This window comes from Metabacillus litoralis (assembly GCF_020524045.1).
Taxonomy (GTDB): Bacteria; Bacillota; Bacilli; order Bacillales; family Bacillaceae; genus Metabacillus; species Metabacillus litoralis_C.
The window spans coordinates 167,788-189,071 of record NZ_JAIVKL010000008.1; the positions used below are offsets into that span (position 1 = coordinate 167,788).

Annotated in this window: 12 protein-coding genes; 8 read left to right on the forward strand and 4 right to left on the reverse strand. The window is 34.3% G+C overall.

What is annotated here, in order from left to right; all coding sequences use genetic code 11:
• Window positions 1-483 precede the first annotated feature (483 nt).
• Entirely contained in the window at window positions 484-780 is a 297-nt protein-coding gene (locus tag LC076_RS14240) for a hypothetical protein (protein ID WP_226669759.1), read from the forward strand.
• Window positions 781-1,074: 294 nt separating this feature from the next.
• Here the strand turns inward: LC076_RS14240 and LC076_RS14245 are convergent, their stop codons facing one another.
• Together LC076_RS14245 and LC076_RS14250 are read right to left on the reverse strand one after the other, a co-directional pair.
• On the reverse strand, window positions 1,075-1,938 hold the full coding sequence (locus LC076_RS14245; RefSeq protein WP_226669760.1) for an RNA polymerase sigma-70 factor: 864 nt from the start codon (window positions 1,936-1,938) through the stop codon (window positions 1,075-1,077).
• Complete coding sequence (locus tag LC076_RS14250; RefSeq protein ID WP_226669761.1) at window positions 1,928-3,223, reverse strand: phytoene desaturase family protein; 1,296 nt, start codon at window positions 3,221-3,223, stop codon at window positions 1,928-1,930. The genes LC076_RS14245 and LC076_RS14250 overlap by 11 nt, the downstream gene beginning before the upstream one ends.
• Window positions 3,224-3,629: 406 nt before the next feature.
• Between LC076_RS14250 and licT the strand changes: the two genes are divergently transcribed.
• From licT to LC076_RS14280, 6 genes are all read left to right on the forward strand, one after another.
• Complete coding sequence (gene licT, locus LC076_RS14255; protein ID WP_146950295.1) at window positions 3,630-4,457, forward strand: BglG family transcription antiterminator LicT; 828 nt, start codon at window positions 3,630-3,632, stop codon at window positions 4,455-4,457.
• A 406-nt stretch (window positions 4,458-4,863) separates the two neighbouring features.
• On the forward strand, window positions 4,864-6,705 hold the full coding sequence (locus tag LC076_RS14260) for a beta-glucoside-specific PTS transporter subunit IIABC (RefSeq protein ID WP_226669762.1): 1,842 nt from the start codon (window positions 4,864-4,866) through the stop codon (window positions 6,703-6,705).
• A gap of 54 nt (window positions 6,706-6,759) precedes the next feature.
• Window positions 6,760-8,202, forward strand: coding sequence for a glycoside hydrolase family 1 protein (locus LC076_RS14265; protein ID WP_226669763.1), 1,443 nt, complete (start codon window positions 6,760-6,762; stop codon window positions 8,200-8,202).
• Between the two features lie 190 nt (window positions 8,203-8,392).
• Window positions 8,393-10,126 (forward strand): methyl-accepting chemotaxis protein, encoded by a 1,734-nt coding sequence (locus tag LC076_RS14270; protein ID WP_226669764.1) that lies wholly within the window; start codon window positions 8,393-8,395, stop codon window positions 10,124-10,126.
• Between the two features lie 377 nt (window positions 10,127-10,503).
• Window positions 10,504-14,259 carry an alpha-L-arabinofuranosidase C-terminal domain-containing protein gene (locus LC076_RS14275; protein ID WP_226669765.1) on the forward strand — a complete coding sequence of 1,252 codons (3,756 nt, stop codon included), beginning with the start codon at window positions 10,504-10,506 and terminating at the stop codon, window positions 14,257-14,259.
• Between the two features lie 370 nt (window positions 14,260-14,629).
• The gene (locus LC076_RS14280; RefSeq protein WP_226669766.1) at window positions 14,630-14,800 is read left to right on the forward strand and encodes a hypothetical protein; all 171 of its coding nucleotides are present in this window, start codon (window positions 14,630-14,632) and stop codon (window positions 14,798-14,800) included.
• 186 nt (window positions 14,801-14,986) lie between these two features.
• On the opposite strand, the gene LC076_RS14285 is transcribed toward LC076_RS14280, so the two are convergent.
• Complete coding sequence (locus LC076_RS14285) at window positions 14,987-15,169, reverse strand: hypothetical protein (RefSeq protein ID WP_226669767.1); 183 nt, start codon at window positions 15,167-15,169, stop codon at window positions 14,987-14,989.
• 176 nt (window positions 15,170-15,345) lie between these two features.
• Here LC076_RS14285 and LC076_RS14290 point away from each other — a divergent pair, with 176 nt between their 5' ends.
• A complete protein-coding gene (locus LC076_RS14290) occupies window positions 15,346-20,610 on the forward strand; it encodes a LysM peptidoglycan-binding domain-containing protein (RefSeq protein WP_226669768.1) in 5,265 nt (1,754 codons plus the stop codon).
• 95 nt (window positions 20,611-20,705) lie between these two features.
• Here the strand turns inward: LC076_RS14290 and LC076_RS14295 are convergent, their stop codons facing one another.
• Window positions 20,706-21,263 carry an SCO family protein gene (locus tag LC076_RS14295; RefSeq protein WP_226669769.1) on the reverse strand — a complete coding sequence of 186 codons (558 nt, stop codon included), beginning with the start codon at window positions 21,261-21,263 and terminating at the stop codon, window positions 20,706-20,708.
• Between the last annotated feature and the right edge of the window lie 21 nt (window positions 21,264-21,284).

The following is a 21,284-nucleotide window of genomic DNA, read 5'->3' on the forward strand; positions in this document are numbered from 1 at the left end:
CGTTAGTATTACTTGGGATGTGTTTTTGATGTACTATTGTCGTCATCTGAAAGAAAAAAGAATTAAAAAGAAAAATGTTCAGAATCCTCAACCAAGTAAAAGAATAAAATCTCTAAAAAAAGGGTGTGCTAAGGGGTATACCCTTTTTAAACTAACTTATTAAAGAGAATTATATTCCACGATAATATCAATCTTCTTATATTTAACTTCTCAATGCATAAGTCATTTCACCTATTTCGCACAATATAATTTGTTATTTTCTTACTATAGACAAAGACCACTTCTAAGTAAAAAGTTTCTTTATTTAACAATCATCTTTTAAATTGTATATTTAACTGGATGTTTATGGTATTTATAATATGTAGATTTTATTGGATATTATAAATCACCTAGCCAGGTAATTGAGGATTAGACTTAATTTACTTTCTATGAAGATACGATGTAAATATAAATATTTTATAGATTATTGTTAGGGGGAAAGAAATGGCTGAACAAATTGGGTCTGTCATAGGAACGATCATAGGAGGATTTGTTATAGGTTTTATAGGATTTAAGGTTATTCAGATTATTTATTTAGCTATTAGAGGGATTTTTAGGTTTATTAGATTTCAAACAATGACTCCTGAACAAAAAAAAGAAGCAATCTATAAGCGGAAAAAATATAAGAGAGCAGCCTCAAGATCAGATACCGGTGGTGGTAATTGGTTCTGGTCATCTTCGGATTCAGGCTATGATGGTGGTGGAGATTCCGGCGGAGGAGATGGTGGTGGTGGTGATTAATCACCCCATTTAATAACTACTATCAAAATTTAAGACTGTTATTAAAATAAATAATTTAAACTTTCAAGCATTAAAGATTGTTAATAAACAATGTTAAGTGAGGAATGTAGGAAAGACAATAATGAGATCAACAGGTGTTTTTAGATAAGCCGATTAATTTATAAGTAGATATAAAACGAGGCTGTTCATAAGTACAAATAAATGTACTTATGTAGAACGGCCTCATTTTTAATAGTTAACCAACTCTAAAAATCAGGACTATGGCTAGCCCTGATTTTATTAAATCGTTTATCTCTATAAAATAGGCAACTTATCAGGATTCATCGTTATATAGATTTCGTTAATTTTGTTATCACAAATATAAAAACTAAGGATGCTCTGAAGTGTTCCATTCATATAAATGATGATTGCAGGTTGACCATTGACATTTTTAATTTCAAAATAAGAGTCTTCTGGAGCCTTTTTTAGGATACCGAATAATAATGCCAAGACGTTAGGAAGGGAAACAATTGGACGAACAGCAGCATTAACTTTTCCTCCGCCATCGGAATATAGTGTGACATTTTCTGATATAAGTTCTAATAAAGCATCCATATTTTGCATTTGAAACGCTTCTATAAAACGATTAATCAATGACTTATTCTTCTCATAGTTTAAGCTTTCACCTTCAACAAGGGAGATCTTTTGCTTAGCTCTGCTAAAAATCTTTCTACAGTTTTCATCTTTCTTTTCTATGATGTTAGCAATCTCTGAGTATGGGAAATCAAATACCTCTCTTAACAGGAGGACTGCTCGTTCATCTGGTGTCAAATGCTCCATCATCCGTAAATATGCAATACTTAATCCTTCATTTTGTATCATTTTTTCAGATGGATCAAAGGTATGCAATTTCTCTAGTAATAGTGGCTCAGGATTCCAAGGACCTACATATTGTTCTCGTTTGTATCGAGCTGACTTTAGTACATCAAGACAGCGGTTGGTCATCATTTTGCAAAGATACGCTTTTTTATTATCTATGTTTTGTTCATTTATTTCGAACGCTTTTAAAAAAGTTTCTTGCATAATATCTTCTGTTTCTATGACTGAACCCAACAGCCTGTAACCTAATGAAAACAACAATGGTTTATATTGTTTATACTCCTCATTACTAATTTGCACTATTTTTCCTCTTTTCGTTTAAAATTAGATCTTCTGCTGCATCTTTTGCGCTGCTAACTGCGCCGTCTGCCAAAATGGAGTCTGGAGAAGCCCAATCTCCTGCAATATATAATCCTGGAATTTTTGTTTTAAGACGGTTCAACATATTCTCATCACCTATTTGAGGTAAACGTTGATTAACCGTAATGTTAGGCAGAAAACGTTTTGTGATGACATATTGCTGCCAACCTGGCTGCAGGTTATCTAAAAAGTGTTCAAGCTCAGTTTGAACAATTGCTCCATCTATATGCTCATCATGATGATGATATTTAAATACATAAAGAACAGCACTTTTTGCATCATCAGAGAGGCGGGCATAATGTGAATGCACAGAATAATAGAGGGGATCAGAAATACCCATAGCGAACAATACCTTTGGGTTTGGTAGCTGTGTTAAAGCAATATCCAATGTTGCGCCTTTTACAGGTGTTAGTTGGTTATATACGCTGTTTTGTTCATAATTACCTTCTTCAATTAACATTTCACTTAGTTCATGAGGACCAGTTGTACAAATGACATACTTCCCGAGAATTTCTTCGTTAGTAGAGAGAATCAATTTAAATTCATCTTGTTCTATAGGTTTTATTTTTTTTACAAGAGCTTGTGATTGAACCTGAACACCTGAAACGATTGCTTTATTGTGAAGTTGGTCAACAATCATTTGCCAGCCACCATCTAAATAAAGTACGCCTCCCATAGCAATTTGCAGATTCGATACCACTACTTTTGCACTTACCAATTCATGAGCATGACAATAGGTAGCAAGTCTTCCAAGTGTATATAGTATTGATTCAACTTTTTTAGATTGTGTTACGTCTTTAGCCCATTGTTGGAACGTTTGATCTGCCAATTTTTCAGGGTTTATCTTCATCATTTTCAGTAAAACTGACATCCATTCGATACGTTCTTTCCAATTCAAAAGCTTAGTCGTAAAAAGACCTAAAGGTGAAAATGGAGCAACATATTCGATATTGTCTTCAATTAAAACACCATCTAATTTGGGGGATTTTCCATTAAGAGTAACTCCTAATTCTTCGAGAAAAGACTTTGCTATTCCTTTTTTATTAAGGGCGTGAGGACCTAAATTAAAAAATTGTTGTTTCATCTTGTTTGTTCTAGCTCTTCCACCAACACTTTTGCCTTTCTCTAATAATAATATAGATAAGTTTGTTCTACTTAAAAGATTAGCTGCGACATAACCTGCCAATCCACCACCAACAATGACAACATCCCATTTTTGAGTCATGAGATAACCTCCTTTTATTATTTCATAACTCAAGACGACTAAGGGTGGTTAGATGTGACATCGTTTTAAAAATTTATTAGAGATTAAATGAAAGTGAGAATAAGAACCATTTTATTCATAATTGTACGTTATAACTTTTATCATAGCTTTTGCTTTTTCAGTCATATCCTTCTATTTGTAATGAGATATAAATGCATTCATAAACTATTTCTATTTAAAATCATTTGATGCTGGATATATTTACAACAACCAAGCCAAGAAGAAAGGGGTTGCACATAAAAAAATCATGTAGTATAATCAACTCAAAGTTAATATAGTACGGATTGTTACTGTTAAATCAGGCAAAACCGAGTCCTTGTTACACAGGGAGGGTTTTGTCTTTTTTTGACTCTTCGGGGGTGATTAAATGAAGATTGCAAAGATACTAAATAACAATGTCGTAATCTCAGAAAAAGACAAACAAGAAGTGATTGTCATGGGCCGTGGTATTGCTTTTAATAAACGTGCCGGTGATGATGTAAACGAAGAACAAGTAGAAAAAGTCTTTATTTTGGAAGGTGAGGACCTAACAAGTAAATTCAAAACATTAATTTCATATATACCTATTGAATATATGGAAACCTCTGAAAAAATAATCCAGTATGCTAAATTACAGCTTGGTAAGAAGCTTAACGATAGTATTTATATCTCTTTAACAGATCATATCCATTTTGCTATAGAGCGTCACAAAGATAACTTACCGATTAAAAATGCATTACTATGGGAAACAAAACATCTTTATAAAGAAGAGTTCGAAATCGGGCTAGAAGCATTGAATATGATTTGTGATCAATTTAATGTGATTTTACCCGAGGATGAAGCTGCATTTATTGCGCTCCATATTGTGAATGCTCAACTAAATGAAGACATGTCGAACATCATGGATATGACAAAGGTGATGCAAGACATTTTATCCATTGTTAAATATCATCTTAAAATGGAATTTGATGAAAATTCCTTAAACTATTATCGCTTTATCACTCATCTGAAATTCTTTGCACATCGATTAGTAAAAGGCACTCATTATAAAAATAACAATGAAGATGACTTGTTAAATGTGATTAAAGACAAGTATCCAAAAGCCTATCAATGTACAGAGAAAATCAAACGCTTTGTTGAAAAACAATATCGCTATGAATTAACAGAAGAAGAAATGCTCTACCTAACGATTCACATCCAAAGAGTTATAAAATAATTCAATAATTTATTAGGATTGTTACTTTTATTAGGCAAAACCTAAACTAATCTTTTCAAAACTAGAAGAGATCAGTTTAGGTTTTTATTTTTGCCAAAATATAGTAAGTAACTATTGTTAATTGAATCTATTATCTCTTGGTTTTGTTAGTATTTAACGTTAATTTAAACCACTTTGTTGATTGTAGTGAAAGGTATGAGACTCCTGCGGGAGAAGTGTGTCAATGGGAGACCCCACAGGCGCTAGCGCCGAGGAGGCTTCCGGAACACCCGCGGAAAGCGAATACCTGTAACGGAAATCAACAACTAAGTTAATAGAACCATCATATTAGAACCATTGTATTTTAAATTTAAATTTACATTATCTGTAATTAAACAGAAAACACAACCTAGAGGAGGAAAAAACAATGAAGTACGAAAAATTAGCAAAAGATATCGTGCAAAACGTTGGTGGAGAAGAAAATATTTCAAGCCTTGTCCACTGTGCAACTCGCTTAAGATTTACACTAAAAGACATAAAAAAAGCTAATAAAAATGAACTAGAAAATAATGAAGGTGTACTTAGCGTCGTTCAAGGTGGCGGTCAATTCCAAGTTGTTATTGGTTCACATGTGTCAGAAGTTTTTAAAGAAATCTTGAAGAATACCAATATTAATAATGGAAACTCCTCAGAAGAATCAAAGGGATCCATTCCTTCACAAATTTTTGATGTAATTTCACGAAGCTTTTCACCATTAATAGGAGCACTTGCTGGGGCAGGTATGCTAAAAGCGTTATTAACCGTTTTAGTAATGGTAGGATGGTTATCAGCTGAAAGCAGCACGTATTTCATCTTGTCTGCTGCTGGAAACGCTGTATTCTTCTTTCTACCAATATTTCTAGGAATTACACTTTCTATCAGATTAGGAGCTAATCCATATGTTGGTGGGACGATTGGGGCAGCTTTACTAGAGCCTAATTTAACTGGTTTAATTGGAAATCCAGCTTCTTTCCTAGGAATTCCAGCGATCGTTGTTGATTACTCTTCAACAGTATTTCCGGTGTTTATTGCCGTTTGTATTTATGCTGCATTAGAAAAAGCACTAAAGAAAATGATTCACAAAGATATTCAAATGTTCTTAGTTCCGATGATTTCATTAGTTGTCATTGTACCGTTAACTGTTTTACTGTTTGGTCCATTTGGTACGTATGTTGGTAATGGAATTGGTGTAGGTATCGAATTTTTATCTGAACGAAGTGGTTTATTAACTGGTGCTGTTATGGGTGCTGGTTGGACATTCTTGACATTATTAGGATTACATTGGGGTCTTGTTCCAATTATCCTACAAAACCTTGGTGCTGGTGGAGATCCACTTGCTCCTATGTTAGCTGCAGCACCTTTTGCACAAATTGGTATAGCATTTGCAATATTTATGAAAGCCAAAGACAAACAACTCAAAGCATTAGCAGGATCAACAATGCTTCCTGGAGCATTAGCTGGTGTAACAGAGCCAATACTATATGGTATTATCCTTCGTTATAGAAAGACACTTGTTTATGTTATTATTGCCGGTGCAATTGGTGGCGCAATAAATGGTTTACTTGGTTCAAAAGCTATGGTATTTGCTTTCCCAAGCTTCCTTGCTATCCCAGCATATTCACCAATGAGTTTATTTATCGTAGGTGCGTTTACTGCTTTCATTTTAGGAGCTCTATTAACAATATTCTTAGGCTTTGAAAATAAAAAGAAAGAGAATAGCGATCATGAAATTATTACTCCAAATGATGAACAGTCTGATGCTTTAACAAAAAGAGAAATACTTGTAAGCCCATTAACAGGAGAAGTAAAAGAGTTATCTGAAGTTAGTGATGCTGCATTTTCTTCTGAAGCAATGGGTAAAGGAATTGCGATTATTCCTTCAAAGGGCGAAGTTGTATCACCAGTAAATGGAACCGTAACAGCAGTTTTTCCTACAGGTCATGCGATCGGAATTACTTCTAATGATGGAGCAGAAATCTTAATTCACATTGGAATTGATACTGTTCAACTAAATGGAGAGCATTTCACACCACTAGTACAATCAGGAGATACTATCACTCAAGGTCAACTTCTAGTAAAGTTTGATAAAGAAAAAATTCAAGAAGCAGGCTTTGATATTATCACTCCTATCATTATTACAAATACAGATCGTTATATTGAGATTTTAAATGTAAATAAAAACAAAAGAACTATTGAAACTAACGAAGATTTATTAACACTTATTGTTTAAATAGAAGGGGATACTTTTCCTTTCTTACTACATACATTTTAGGAGGAAAATCACATGACAAATTCAACTAATCAATTTCCAGAAGGCTTTTTATGGGGGGGAGCAACAGCAGCAAACCAAATTGAAGGTGGCTATCACGAAGGAAACAAAGGCTTAAATATTGCAGACGTTCTTCCAGGTGGAAAAGAAAGATTAGGTATATTAGCTAATCCAGGATTTGATTTTGAGATTGATCATGATAAATATAGCTACCCAAATCATGAAGCGATTGACTTTTATCACCGTTATAAAGAAGATATCGCGTTGTTTGCAGAAATGGGATTCAAAGCATATCGTATGTCGATTGCTTGGTCACGAATTTTCCCTAATGGAGATGAACTAGAACCAAATGAAGAGGGCCTTGATTTCTATGATCGTGTATTTGATGAATTACACAAGCGCGGAATTGAGCCAGTTGTCACGATTTCACACTATGAAATGCCTTTAACATTAGTAAAGCAATATGGTGGATGGAGAAGTCGTGAAGTGGTACCTTTCTTTGAACGATATGTGAAAGCTATTTTTGCTCGTTATAAAGATAAAGTAAAATACTGGATGACATTTAACGAAATAAACAGTGCTCTACATTTCCCGATTATGAGCATGGGCTTTTCGATTGAAAAGGAAGAAGACAAATATCAATCGATTTTCCAAGCGTTTCATCATCAATTTGTCGCAAGCAGTATTGCTGTAAAAGCATGCCATGAAATGATTCCAGATGCTACGATTGGTTGTATGCTGTTATCTGCTCCTGTTTATTCTTATGATAGTAATCCTGAAAATGTTATGTATGCATTACAAGAAGAACGTATTTTTAATTATTTCTGTGGTGATGTTCAAGTTCGTGGTGAATATCCAGCATTTGCGAAACGTTTCTTTAAAGAACATAATGTCAACTTAGATATTCGTGAAGGTGATTTAGAATTAATTAAAGAACATACAGTTGATTATATTGCATTAAGTTATTATATGTCTCTTACACAAGTAAAAGATAAATCTGGATTTGAAGTAACGCCTGGTAATTTGCTTGAAGGAGTGAAAAACCCATTCTTAAAAGCGAGTGATTGGGGTTGGGAGATTGATCCAGAAGGATTACGTATTACATTAAATAAATTGTATGATCGCTACCAGCTTCCTTTATTCGTCGTTGAAAATGGCTTAGGAGCTTATGATAAAGTAGAAGAAGATGGATCAATTAATGATGACTACCGAATTGATTATTTACGTAGCCACATTAAAGCAATGGGTGAAGCAATTGAAGATGGAGTAAATCTGATGGGATACACAAGCTGGGGATGTATTGATCTAGTAAGTGCATCAACAGGTGAATTCTCTAAACGTTACGGATTTATCTATGTTGATAAACAGGATGATGGTAGTGGATCATTAGATCGTAAAAAGAAAAAATCCTTCGATTGGTACAAAGAAGTGATCACAAGCAATGGAGAGAAATTATAATCACTAATAAAATAAATACACATGAAAATTAAGCTGAAAAATCTGTGCGAACGAATTAGTTGCACAGGTTTTTTCTTTTTTCTTCTTAAACATTTAAAAATTTTACGACCAAAATAATGAAAACGTTAAGAGTTTGTCGCTTTTTGTCGATATATAAGGAAAGGGCAAAAAACAAAGGAGAATAAACACCATGAAAAACAGGTTAAAGCTTACATTTTTCCAAAATATGAACATTATGAAAAGATTAATTATCATGATCGTAATATCAGCATTAGGATTAGGACTTGTTGGGTTTGGAGGTATATCAGCACTCAATAAGATAGCGACTGGGGAAAAGATCATTTATGAAGAACAATTAATTCCAAATCAAATATTTGGAGAATTGAGAAGTATCAATGCTGATTTAGATATTTATTCATTGCAAATACTTGCTAGTCCAGATGTTCAAGAAAAAGAAGAACTACTAAATGAATTAATTGCTACTGCAGAAGAGGTAAATAAGCTCCAAAAAAAAATAGAAACATTAAAATTAATACCTAATATCCAAGAGAAATTCGATCAGTACAAAGAATTAAACATACAGGTCAGTGGGAATGCTGAAAAAATGGTCGGACTTGCTTTGCAAAATAATAGTCAAGAAGCATATGCGAGCTATTTAGAAGATGTGAAACCTCTAAGAGATCAAGTAAATCAGTCTCTAACTGACATCCAAACATTAAACGCAGAAAATGCAAAGAAAATTTACGAAGCTGATGTAAGCATTGCAACAATAACGAATACTTTCTTAATTTCTATCATTATTGTTTCTTTACTCGTGTCACTTTTAGCTGGTATTTTAATAGCTAGATCAATTGTGAATCCCATTAAACAACTACAATCTTTCCTATTTAAAGCCGAAAATGGGGACTTTACTGTTGAAGGCACATACAAATCTAAAGATGAAGTTGGAAAACTAACAGATTCATTTAATAATATGATTCGTTCCGTTAATTCTATCATCAAAACGATGAGCGAAACGTCTGAGCAATTAGCAGCTTCTTCTGAAGAATTAAGTGTAAGTGCAGAGGAAAGCACAAAAGCTAGTGAACATATTTCCTATACAATACAAGAACTTTCAGAGGGTGCGAACCATCAATCACAAACTGTTGATACGAGTAGACTGGTAATTGAAGAAATGTCGAATTCTACTGAAAGTATCTCAACACGAACGGACAATGTCTTAACTAATGCTCAAAAAACTTCTCAAATGTCTAAAGAAGGTAATCAGTCAATAAACAAGGTAAGCGAACAAATGAATTCTATCAATCAAACTGTCATATCTTTGGCAGAAGCCTTTAAAGGATTACAAGAACGCTCAAATGAAATTGGGAATATTACAGGCGTTATCACAGGGATAGCAGAGCAAACAAATCTTTTGGCATTAAATGCTGCAATAGAAGCTGCACGTGCAGGAGAGCAAGGAAAAGGATTTGCCGTTGTTGCTGGTGAAGTGAGAAAATTGGCGGAGCAATCAGCTCATTCTGCCGATCAAATTTCTAAACTGATTAAAATCATTCAAATTGATACTCAACAAACAATGAATACTGTTAAAACGGCAACAACAGAAGTAAATGAAGGATTAGTCGTCGTACAAGAAGCTGGAAATATCTTTAATAGTATAGAGGGTTCCATAAGTGAGGTAGTTTCTAAAATTGGTGAAGTCGCTAACTTAGTTAATTCGTTAGTTTCTGGTATGGATCAAGTAACTGATTCAATTAGTGGTGTAAAAGAAATCGCAGATGAAACAGCAACTAGTTCACATTCTATATCAGCTAGTACCGAGGAACAATTAGCTTCAATGGAAGAAATAACTTCTTCAGCACAAGTCCTAGCTAAAAATGCAGAATCATTACAAATGTTAATCCAAAACTTTAAGGTTAAGTAGATAAAAAAATACGATATATATAAATAGACTTAAAAAATTCAAAGAGAGATATACGCGGTAGTAACTTTCTACTTATCAAAAGCACTTGATTGTCTTAATGACAAAGGGTGCTTTTATTTTTTTATCTCCTCTGAAATTTTATAAAAACATCCTTCACAAACACTATTTGCTAAAATTTTTCATGAAATTTAAAATTATAAACTTTACTATTGGGAAATAAGTAGTTTACTATTATAATAGTTATAAGTACAAGTTGTAATTAAAAAGACATATTACAATAACTTGTAAGTACATGGTTAAACGCTTCCAAATTTCCATAAACATTAAACTTACTTTTTATTTGTACTTACATATCTAATCAGCAAAGGAGACTATTCATGACACAAGACAAAACAACCATCTCATTTAATGACCGCATCCTTGCTCATTATCATTTTGATGATCCTGCTTCTGTTGGAAAAGATCGTTCAGGTCATGCTAATGATGCAATTGCAGAAGGTACAATAAAACCACTTGTAGAAACAGTAGGAGGAAGAAAAGCTGTTACGCTTGTAGGCGGAAATAACGGTACTTCTTATTTAAAGCTTCCTTCAGGATTTCTTGAAAGTATAAATGACTCTACTGGTATTACTGTTAGTACATGGGTTTATTTAAGAAAAGGAACAAATGTTTGGGAAAGAATTTTCGACTTTGGTAAAAGTGCGGCAGGGCCATACCTTTTCTTATCACGAAATTTACGTGGAGTTTGTTTTTCAGATTCAGATATTGTTGCTGATGCTGGCAAAACATATTCAGCTGGTGAATGGCTACATATTGCAATGTCTGTTAAAGGAACAGAGGGCGGAACATTAAGTAGTGCCGGGCCTATCATTTATGTAAATGGTGAAGTTGTCGGAGATGGATCGATTAGCCAAACGTCAAGTGGTACGTATAAGAAGCTACGTAGTTGGTTTGAAACATTCAGTGACAAGCAAGGTTATAGCAATAACTATATTGGACGATCACAGCATGATGTAGATACAGATTTTAACGGATCACTATCTGATTTTCGTGTGTATAAAGCAGGTTTAACACAGGATGAAGTAATAGAAGTCATGTGTGAATCTCTGACAGATGCTGAAATTGTTCAGCTTGCGAAGGATAAATATCTATCATTTCCAATAAAAGTTGTCACAAAAAATGTCTCTCTACCTTCTTCTTTAATGGGTGGAAAAGTGACAGTTTCTTGGAAATCAAGTGATGAAAACGTGTTAAATCATGATGGTGTAGTTGAAGAAATCAACGAACCAAAAGGCGTAACATTAACGGCTGTATTAACAAAAGGAAATCAAACGACTGAAAAAGAATTTAATGTGTCCGTTCTTCCTAGTGGAGTTCCTTCTCATTTATTAACAATAGATGGTAATACAGAAGTACTAGATATTAGTGAAACATTGTATGGTCTTTTTTATGAAGATATTAATAATGCAGCAGATGGCGGTATTTATGCAGAGCTTGTACAAAACCGTTCATTCGAGTCATTTGTATTTGATACGTATTCTCATGCTTCAGGGGAATGTGGCTGTTCGACAGGACGAAATCATCAACCACTTCATGCTTGGTTTGGGGATATTGAAAAAGTAACCGTAAATAATACGGGTGGTTTGAACCAATATTTTGGAGTAACTGATAAAGAAGTTAACTCTCATTACATTACTGCATCTAATGGCAGCACGATCGTAAACAAAGGATTTACAGATTCTAATCATCAATGTGCGATGTCTATAAAACAAGGTGATAAATATGACTTTACCATTTGGGCAAAAGCAGAATCTGCAGCAAGTATCACATTACAGCTTCAAGATCAGAACGGTGAGTCAATCAGTGATTCTGTAACGATTCAAATTGAAGGCGCTAACACGTGGAAGAAATATGGCGTTGACTCGAAGATTGTGTTAACGGGTACGAAAAATGTCCTTGGACAGTTAGCATTAACGTTTAATGGTGATATTTCAATCGACATGGTTTCTTTAATGCCAGAAGATGTATGGGGTGCTAGTGAAGAAGAAAGATCCCAAACTGCTCATACAAATTATAAAGGCAACTCGAATTATCGTTTAAGAAAAGATTTAGTCAACGCACTTGTTGACTTGCACCCAACATTCCTTCGTTTCCCAGGAGGCTGTATTTCAGAAGGCTCGTATATTTGGGATAATGTGTACGAATGGACGGATTCTGTTGGCGATGTTGAGCTACGTAAAGAAAACTTTAATGTATGGGGTTATATGATGACAATGGGGTTAGGTTATATGGAATATTTCCAATTAGCTGAAGACCTTAATGCAACTCCACTACCAGTTATGGCTTGTGGTGTACTTTGTCAGGCGCGATCTGATTATGTCCATCCCGCAGGTGGAGATTTGAGAGATTATTTTGTTAAAACATTTACAGATTTAATTGATTTTGCGATCAGCACAGATTTTGATGGTAACGAGTGGGCAAAACTACGTAAAAAGATGGGCCACGAAGCACCATTTGATCTACGTTATTTAGGTGTAGGTAATGAAAACTGGGGTACAGAGTTTTTCGCTAATTTTGAATACTTTAAAGCTGCGATTGATAATTATATGGAAGAACATTATCCAGATCATGAACTGCATATCCTTTCAACAGTTGGTGCTCAAGCAGATGATGACGCGTATCAAGAAGGCTGGAAGTTCTTAAGTGGTAATTTAAAGGGGTCTGCAACAGTAAACTTTACGGATGGTAATAATGTAACAGAAGAAACCGTCACTTGGTATGAAAAACAACCAAACTATATGGATACAATTGCTGATGAGCATTATTACCGCTCAAATGAGTATTTATTAAACAATGTTGATCGATATAACTATTATTACAGAGCATATGAGCAAGATGGTCGCTTGAATGAAGCAGCAAGCTCAAAGGTGTTTGTTGGTGAATTTGCTTCAACTGATAAAAATACGTTAGCAGGTGCTGTTGCTGAAGCAGCGATTATGACAGGATATGAAAAAAATTCTGATGTTGTTAAGTTAGCTGCTTATGCACCGCTATTTAACAAAGTATTAACAGACGGCACTTACCGATGGACACCAGATTTAATTTGGTTTGATGATGAAACAGTTTGGTACACTCCGAACTACTATGTTCAACACCTTTTTGCTAAATATCTTGGTACTACATTGTTAGGTACATCATTCTCAGCTTACCAAAATGGAAAAATGACAGAGCTTGCTTCACATGGAGGAATTGAAATCGCAGCAGGCAATGCTGAAGTACATGTGAAACGGGTAAAAGTTATTGATAATAAAACTGGTGAAACACTGCTTGACCAAGATTTCACGAAGAATTTGAATGCTGAATGGAAAGAGATTCCTGGTTCTGTTGGATACACAATTGATTCAGAAAAAGGTCTTATTCTAAAAGCTCAAAATGGTGGATTAAACGGTTTATATTTAATGAATGACAATTGGACGGACTACAAAGTGGAAGTAACTGCTTCAAAAGAAGGCGGAAACGACGGTTTTTATGTAGGAGTGGGCTTAACGAATATTTCACCTGAGAAAAAGAATGTTCATGAATATGCTGTAGGATATAACGGGAATAGCACGGCTGTAAAGGTGTACAAAGATGGCATCGAAGGATATACACTAGGCGATTATTCATCAAGTACGGCTGCTGGTAACCTGCGCTCTAGCTGTTATGAAGAGCTTGCAGATCATACTGCATACACGATCACCGTTAATTATGGAGCTGGTACAGGAAACCGCCTTATCTGCTCGTACACAGATGGAACGTTTACTAGTAAGGTGTTGGATTACAATTTAGAAGCTTATAACCGTGACATTTTCAACTCTGTTACAAAAGATGATCAACACGTTTATGTGAAGCTTGTGAATGCAGATCCATTTGAGAAAATAACAAAAATCTCATTAAAAGACCTTGCTGTTGAAGAAAAGGGAAGATTGATAACAGTAACAGGAGATGAAAGCCTCGTTCACATACCGAATGTGAACAAAAAGAACGCTGAACAAATTGTACCTATAGAATCAGAAATCAACTTAGATGATAACTGTACCGTTGTTACTTTAGCTGCAAATTCAGTTAATATTATTGTACTTAATAAAAACTAAAATTTATAAGAACATGTTTGTAATAACAAGCATGTTCTTTTTTAAATTATGGCTCTGTTAAAGGGAAACGTTGATATTTGAACCCTTCTCAAAATATTTGTATAATTAAGAAAATAATAGCTGTTAGTAAGGTTAAGCAAAGCGGTTAGTAATCTATTAAAACATATCGACGAATTATCACGTACAGAAAAAGAGTGAGTGTTTCAATTGGTAAACCGCTAAGTTGTAACTGCTTCATCAGTCGGCGGTAGTATCTAATCACAACAATACCTTTAAATTGTTCCATATCCATTTGATTAAGGGCATCAAACGGTTTTTAAACTTTCATTTTCACAACACGCCTCGTATGTTAAATAAGGAGTTTTCTACTATGAATACACCCGAACAAAACGAAAAAAATTTATTTGAAATGAAAAAAATGATTACAGAAATTGTATTAGTCTTGTCTATTACATGGATAGTGTGTTGGTTTATTGTAGACAATACATTCTTTTGGTTTTCAGTATTGAGTTCTGTACTTATTTTCTTTCGAGATTTTTAAAGGTTTCTTTAAAATCCCTTTATGTAGGATGTTCCATTACTTTGTCTATTGCAATTTTTGTTACAATTTTTATTTAATAAAATTACTTTCATTTGTAATCTTGATGGGGAGGGCGAATAAGTATCGCTTCCCTTAATTTTTATTATAAAAACACATGATCATTTAACAAAGTCAAATTTAACAAACTTAATGAAACGCAATTTCCTCATAAACCTTATCTACAGTAACATCATCTGTCACATCAAATTCCATTCTTAAGTTATAGCGAATGATCTCTTTATTTACTGAGCCTTCAGTAACTTCAACAACATTTCCTTTAAGCCAATTCGCCATCTTATTAATTTCGTTAACATCAATAGATCTATCCAAGTTAACATCTCCTTACCTTACGATCATTTCTTATAGAATCCTCGATTAGGACTATTTATATTCGTATTAAAGAGTTTGTTTAAAAGCATTAAGGAATTAATCGTAAAAATGCATGAATCAGGGATAGGTAGGTAAAACCTAATAAGTAAGATTTTAACGATAGAGGTGTTTTTTTCATGAAGTTTGATCGCTATGAAGTAAAATTAGATCAGCAAAATAACTATACTCTTTTTATCTATCTTGACTCTTATTTAACAGAGTTTTCAGATGAACTTCATACTATCCAAGTAGAGACACAAGAATTGCAAAAAAGCATTCGTCAATTAATTAAAACAAAATTCCCCCATATCCCTATTAAAACAGCAAAGGTAGTGGCGGGTACGATTATTGTAACGACTCTATATTTATACGGAGCACCAGGCTTCCAAAGCCATAAAAGTGTTAGTGCACAAACACTTCAAGGAGTTCAATACGATACCTATACGGTTGCTTCAGGTGATAGTTTATCGTTAATAGGTAAAAAATTGAACGTGTCTGTTGCTACCATCAAAACATTAAATAACTTAACTTCTGACACGATTTTTATCGGACAAACATTAAAATTACCTTATTACACGTATACGGTTGTATCTGGAGACAGTCTTTCAGTTATTGCCAAACGATACAATACAACAACTGAACAAATTGCTTCCTTCAACGAATTAACAACTTTTACAATTAACATAGGTCAAAAGATTAAAATACCGCTTAACCTATCAACACCTGTGCAGGAACCAGTTTCAACACCTACTGAACCTATAACAAATAGTGATACATACACAGTTGTATCAGGTGATACTCTTTCATTAATCGCTAAAAAATTGAATACAACTGTTGAAAACTTAAGATCACTAAACAACTTAACAACAGATATGATTTTCGTTGGCCAGGTTTTAAATGTTACGAAATCACAGCAAGAGACGATTATACAAAAACCAATTACGACGACTCAACCAATGCCAACCGAAAATGAATCAACTTACACGGTGGTAGCAGGTGATTCGTTATCTCTAATTGCAAAAAGATTTTCTACAACAGTTGCTTCAATTCAGGAAACGAATCAGTTAGCTTCAACAGTGATTCGTGTAGGCCAGGTATTGAACATTCCTATTAACAAAGCTAGTGTTGTTACACCTGAAATAGTGAAAGAAGATCCAGCTTTAACGATAACAACTTATACTGTCGTTTCTGGAGATTCATTATCTCTCATTGCTAAGAAATTCAATACAACCGTTACTGCCATAAAAGAAAATAACAACTTAACAAAAGATGTAATCTACATTGGTCAAGTGTTAACCATCTCACCATTAACAAAGCAGGCACAAGTAGATGTAATTGCACCAACCTCACCAGTGATAGAAATTGTAGATGTTATAAACAATCAAAACCAATCAAATGTATCAATAAGTGGAAAAGCAGAAGAAAATGCAACGATAGTAGTGGTGATCACTGATACACAGCAAAAAACTGTAAGCTTTGAAATGAAAGCAGACAACAATGGTCAATATGTACAAAATGTAGATATTTCCAAGCTTAGCGACGGTGCCTTAACAGTATCAGCTATCGCGGTTGATTTAGCTGGTAATAAAAGTGCAGAAAAGCTGGTTACATTGAAGAAGGATACTGCATCAACAGCACCATCGATCACAACATCTAATATGAACGAAAACAATAGTTCCTCGTATTTTATCTCTGGTATAGCAGATGCCGGCTCGGTTGTAGCAATCATCATGACAGATGATACAAAAACGATAAGTGCTGAAACGATTGCTAATGAACGCGGAGAATACCAAGTTTTTATCAATGGTTCAACATTACAAGATGGAGATATTAGGATTACAGCTAAAGCAATTGACCCTTTAAAAAATGAAAGTGAATCTACAACAAGAATTGTGACAAAAGATACAACAATTACAGCACCTACATTGATGCCAATTTCTTTCATTAATGAACATTCGTCAAAAAATGTTGTTGTAAAAGGAAATAGTGAGGAAAACACATCAATAGTACTAACTGCAACAGATGATTTAACACAAGTTCAAACAGAAATTATAGCAGATGAAACGGGTTATTTTCAACAAACCTTGGATTTGTCCAAGCTAAAAGACGGAAATATTACAATTTCATCTACTTCAACTGATGCTTTCGGAAATAAAAGTGAAGCAGCAACAATGATAGTTAAAAAAGATACTCAAAGTACTCAACCGATAGTAGAAATAAAAGAAAATGTTACACCACAAAATGCACACGAATTTCAAATAAGTGGTATCACCGAAGAATATGCAGTAGTGAATGTTTCAATAAGTGATGAGCAAAATCAAACAACTGAAAAGAAATTGAAAGCTGACGAAAATGGAAGGTTTCAAGAAAGCTTCGATCTTCGTACACTTCATGATGGTAAATTAACTTTAACTGCTTACTCAGTTGATGAATTAGAAAATAAAAGTATTACAACTGAAACAATAATGGTGAAGGATACGGTTGTTAATCCACCAAAAATAAAATTGCCTGCATTTATTAATAATGATAATGAAACGAATGTTTCCATCACTGGCTTTGCTCTTCCAAGGTCAACAATTTTGATCACTTTTACAGACAAAAGTAATGCAGTGAAAATTCTTGAAGCAACAGCAAATATAGATGGAGAGTATGAAGCAATAGCAGATCTAAGTGATTTGCAAGATGAAGAAATTATTGTAAGTGCTATTCAAACGAGTTTGGCGGGAATTAAAAGTGACGTTACTGAAAGTAAATTAATCAAAGATGTCGAAATCCCACTTACTCCAATTTTCCATAACTCTACCTATATTAATCGTGAAAATCAGCATGATTACCTGTTATCAGGAACTGCAGAAGCTTCCGCGATTATCAGCATATCGATTGATCAACTTAACGGGCAATCAATCAATTTAGAAACAACAGCGGATGAATCAGGAAAATTCACATTGCCTGTTGATCTGTCTTCGTTTAATGAGGGAGATATTAACTTTTCACTATCTCAAGTCGATTCAGCAGGAAATAAGAGTGAGTTTATTTCAAAAACGTTAATCAAAGACACAATATCTTCGAATAAGTTAGAACTGAATGTCTTAAAAACCATTTTTAGTGGTAATGTTTACAATTATCAATTAAACGGTTTTGCAGATCCACATACATCACTTGCTTTCCTATTTTCTGATGGTGAAAAAATACTAAAACAAACAGTTGAATCAGATGAAAATGGACTCTTTAAAGTAATCAATGATATGAGCACACTAAATGATGGTGAAATAAAAGTCACTGTTCAAACAAAAGATTCTGCTGGAAACATAGGAGAGATTCAACCAGAAATCATCACAAAAGATACTACTTCACCAGCAGAAGCGGTTGTGACAGTAGCTCCTTATATTAATCAACACAATAGCACCAAATATAAAGTAAGTGGATCAAGTGTCGAAGAAGGAGCAACTATATCGATCACAGCAACAGATGGAGTTACATCAATAAAAGAAACAGCTTTAGTGGTCAATGGGAGTTTTTCTAAAGATCTTAATCTTTCTACTCTAAAAGATAGCGTGATTACTTTTACGATCACACAAACAGACAGAGCAGGTAACACAAGCATTGTACAAGCAGCAACCATTGAAAAAGATACAGAGATAAAAGAACCGATTGTTTCTAAAAATGGATTTCGCTATGAAAATCTCCAGTCAATTTACACATTAATTGGCACATCTGAGCCAAATGCTACAATTGACGTGATAGTTAGGAATCAAAATGGAGAAAGCCTTTTAACCACTTCGTCAGAAGCAGACAATCATGGTTTTTACACAATTTCCATGTATCTAGATGTTTTAGAAGCAAGAGGAGATGTGACAGTCTCTATTTCACAAACAGATTTAGCAGGAAATATAAGTGAAATCAAAACAATTCCTCTTCAAGCTCATACAGTAGGTGAAGGAGAAACACTAGAGGATATTGCCAAAAGGTATAACACATCTGTTGTAGCACTAACATCTCTTAATCAGCTTTCAAGTAGTATTGTTTCAGCAAACCAACAGCTGCTATTGCCTATTAGTGCAAGTGAAGTAATCAATTTAGGGTATATGTATTTTGGAAATACAAAGGATTATATCAATATGGTTAATTCCACTTCTCATTCAGTGAATGTTGTGGCACCAAGTTACTTTGATATTCATCATGATGGATCTTTAAAACTTACGTATCAAGTAGATGTTTCTTTTATTTCGATGATGCATATGCAAGGAAAACGAGTTGTTCCTTTCTTGAGTAATCATTGGGACCGTGAACTTGGACGTGCGATGTTAGCAAACAGAGAAGAGGCAGCACAGCAAATAGCCGATGCTATCGAACGATACAATTTAGACGGTGTGAATGTTGATATTGAAAATGTCACAGCTGAAGATCGACAGGATTATACAGAGTTTGTTCGTCTTTTACGTGAGAAAATTCCAAGCTCTAAGGAAGTTTCTGTAGCGGTTGCAGCAAATCCGAATGGATGGACAACTGGTTGGCATGGTTCGTATGATTATACTGAATTAGCCAAATACGCTGATTATCTTATGATTATGAGTTATGATGAAAGCTATCCTGGCGGTGCAGCAGGCTCAGTTGCAAGCTATAATTGGGTTGAAAGATCTGTTCAATATGCGTTAAATCAACATGTTTCCAGCGATAAAATTGTATTAGGAGCGGCTCACTTCGGAAGGTATTGGATGGAAGGTGCTTTATTCGGAGGACACGGTATCTCAAACTCTCAAGTGCAAATGTTAATTGATAGATACAATGGTCAAGTGAATTTCGATGAATTAAGCAAAACACCTAAAGCAACAATTATAATTCGAGAAGGTGATCCAGTAACTGTTATTGGTGGAAACACTCTTGCACCAGGATCATACGAAATATGGTTTGAAAATGAAGAATCTATTTCACATAAGCTATCTTTACTTAGTCAATATAATCTCAAAGGAGTAGGAAATTGGAGTATTGGCCAGGAAAATACAGAAGTGTGGAAAACGTATGCCACATCATTACCACAAGCACAGGCAGTGTCAACATCAAGTGCAGCTGTTACAGCACCTACTTATTTGGAATACAGAGTAGTAGCAGGTGATACACTGTGGGGGATTGCTCAAAGAAACAATACAACCATTCAAACAATTAAAGAAATCAATGGGTTGTCTTCAGATTCTTTAACAATTGGTCAGATTTTAAAGCTACCGCAAAAACATCAAGAACCAGTTAATGAGGTTACGACTTCTTATAAAGTTGTAAGCGGTGATTCTCTATCGTTGATTGCTAAAAAGTTTAATACGACGGTTACAGCGATTAAAGAGGAAAATCAATTAACATCAGACATGATTTATGTTGGACAAACACTAGTGATTCCAAGTACGTCATGAATATAACTGAAAATAAAGAGCGCAGATTGAATTGCGCTCTATTTAGTAGCTTTTAATATAACCAAGTTAAAAGCTTGTGGTCATTGTTTATGCACTCATTTTAGTTGCTTTATCTCAGTAATCATTTCCTCAAAATGACTTTGCTGAAAGCCATAGCTATTAACAACCTCACCCTGTTGATTGATCAAATAAAAGCTAGTAGAATGAATAACTTGATCAGAAGAAGAGGGCTTTTGAATAAGTGTTTGAAATTCCTCTCTTGCAAATGCTTCGATTTCAGCTTGTTTATAACCAGTCAGCATATGCCAATTGGATGAATTCGTTGTGAATTTGTCCATGTATTTTTTCAATACTTCAGGTGTATCAATCATTGGATCAACACTAAAGGAAACAAGCTCAACATCAAGGTTTTGGTTGGTTAGTTCTTTTTGAAGAGCTGCCATACTTGCTGTCATTGGTGGACAAACCGTATCACAATTGGTGAAAATAAAATCTGCAATCCACACCTTACCTTTAAGATTTTCAGAACCAAACGCTTGTCCATTTTGATCAGTATACGAAAATGGCTCCATTTGAAAAACTAATTCTTTGTTACCGTCACAAGCAGACAATAGGAAAAAACAAAAAATGAGTAATAGTAAAGTTTTTTTCATAATATCCTCCGATACGATTTG

Coding starts and splice junctions, on each gene's coding strand:
- LC076_RS14240 (WP_226669759.1), top strand. CDS start 484: ATGGCTGAACAAATTGGGTCTGTCATAGGAACGATCATAGGAGGATTT.
- LC076_RS14250 (WP_226669761.1), bottom strand. CDS start 3,223: ATGACTCAAAAATGGGATGTTGTCATTGTTGGTGGTGGATTGGCAGGT.
- licT (WP_146950295.1), top strand. CDS start 3,630: ATGAAGATTGCAAAGATACTAAATAACAATGTCGTAATCTCAGAAAAA.
- LC076_RS14260 (WP_226669762.1), top strand. CDS start 4,864: ATGAAGTACGAAAAATTAGCAAAAGATATCGTGCAAAACGTTGGTGGA.
- LC076_RS14265 (WP_226669763.1), top strand. CDS start 6,760: ATGACAAATTCAACTAATCAATTTCCAGAAGGCTTTTTATGGGGGGGA.
- LC076_RS14270 (WP_226669764.1), top strand. CDS start 8,393: ATGAAAAACAGGTTAAAGCTTACATTTTTCCAAAATATGAACATTATG.
- LC076_RS14275 (WP_226669765.1), top strand. CDS start 10,504: ATGACACAAGACAAAACAACCATCTCATTTAATGACCGCATCCTTGCT.
- LC076_RS14280 (WP_226669766.1), top strand. CDS start 14,630: ATGAATACACCCGAACAAAACGAAAAAAATTTATTTGAAATGAAAAAA.
- LC076_RS14290 (WP_226669768.1), top strand. CDS start 15,346: ATGAAGTTTGATCGCTATGAAGTAAAATTAGATCAGCAAAATAACTAT.
- LC076_RS14295 (WP_226669769.1), bottom strand. CDS start 21,263: ATGAAAAAAACTTTACTATTACTCATTTTTTGTTTTTTCCTATTGTCT.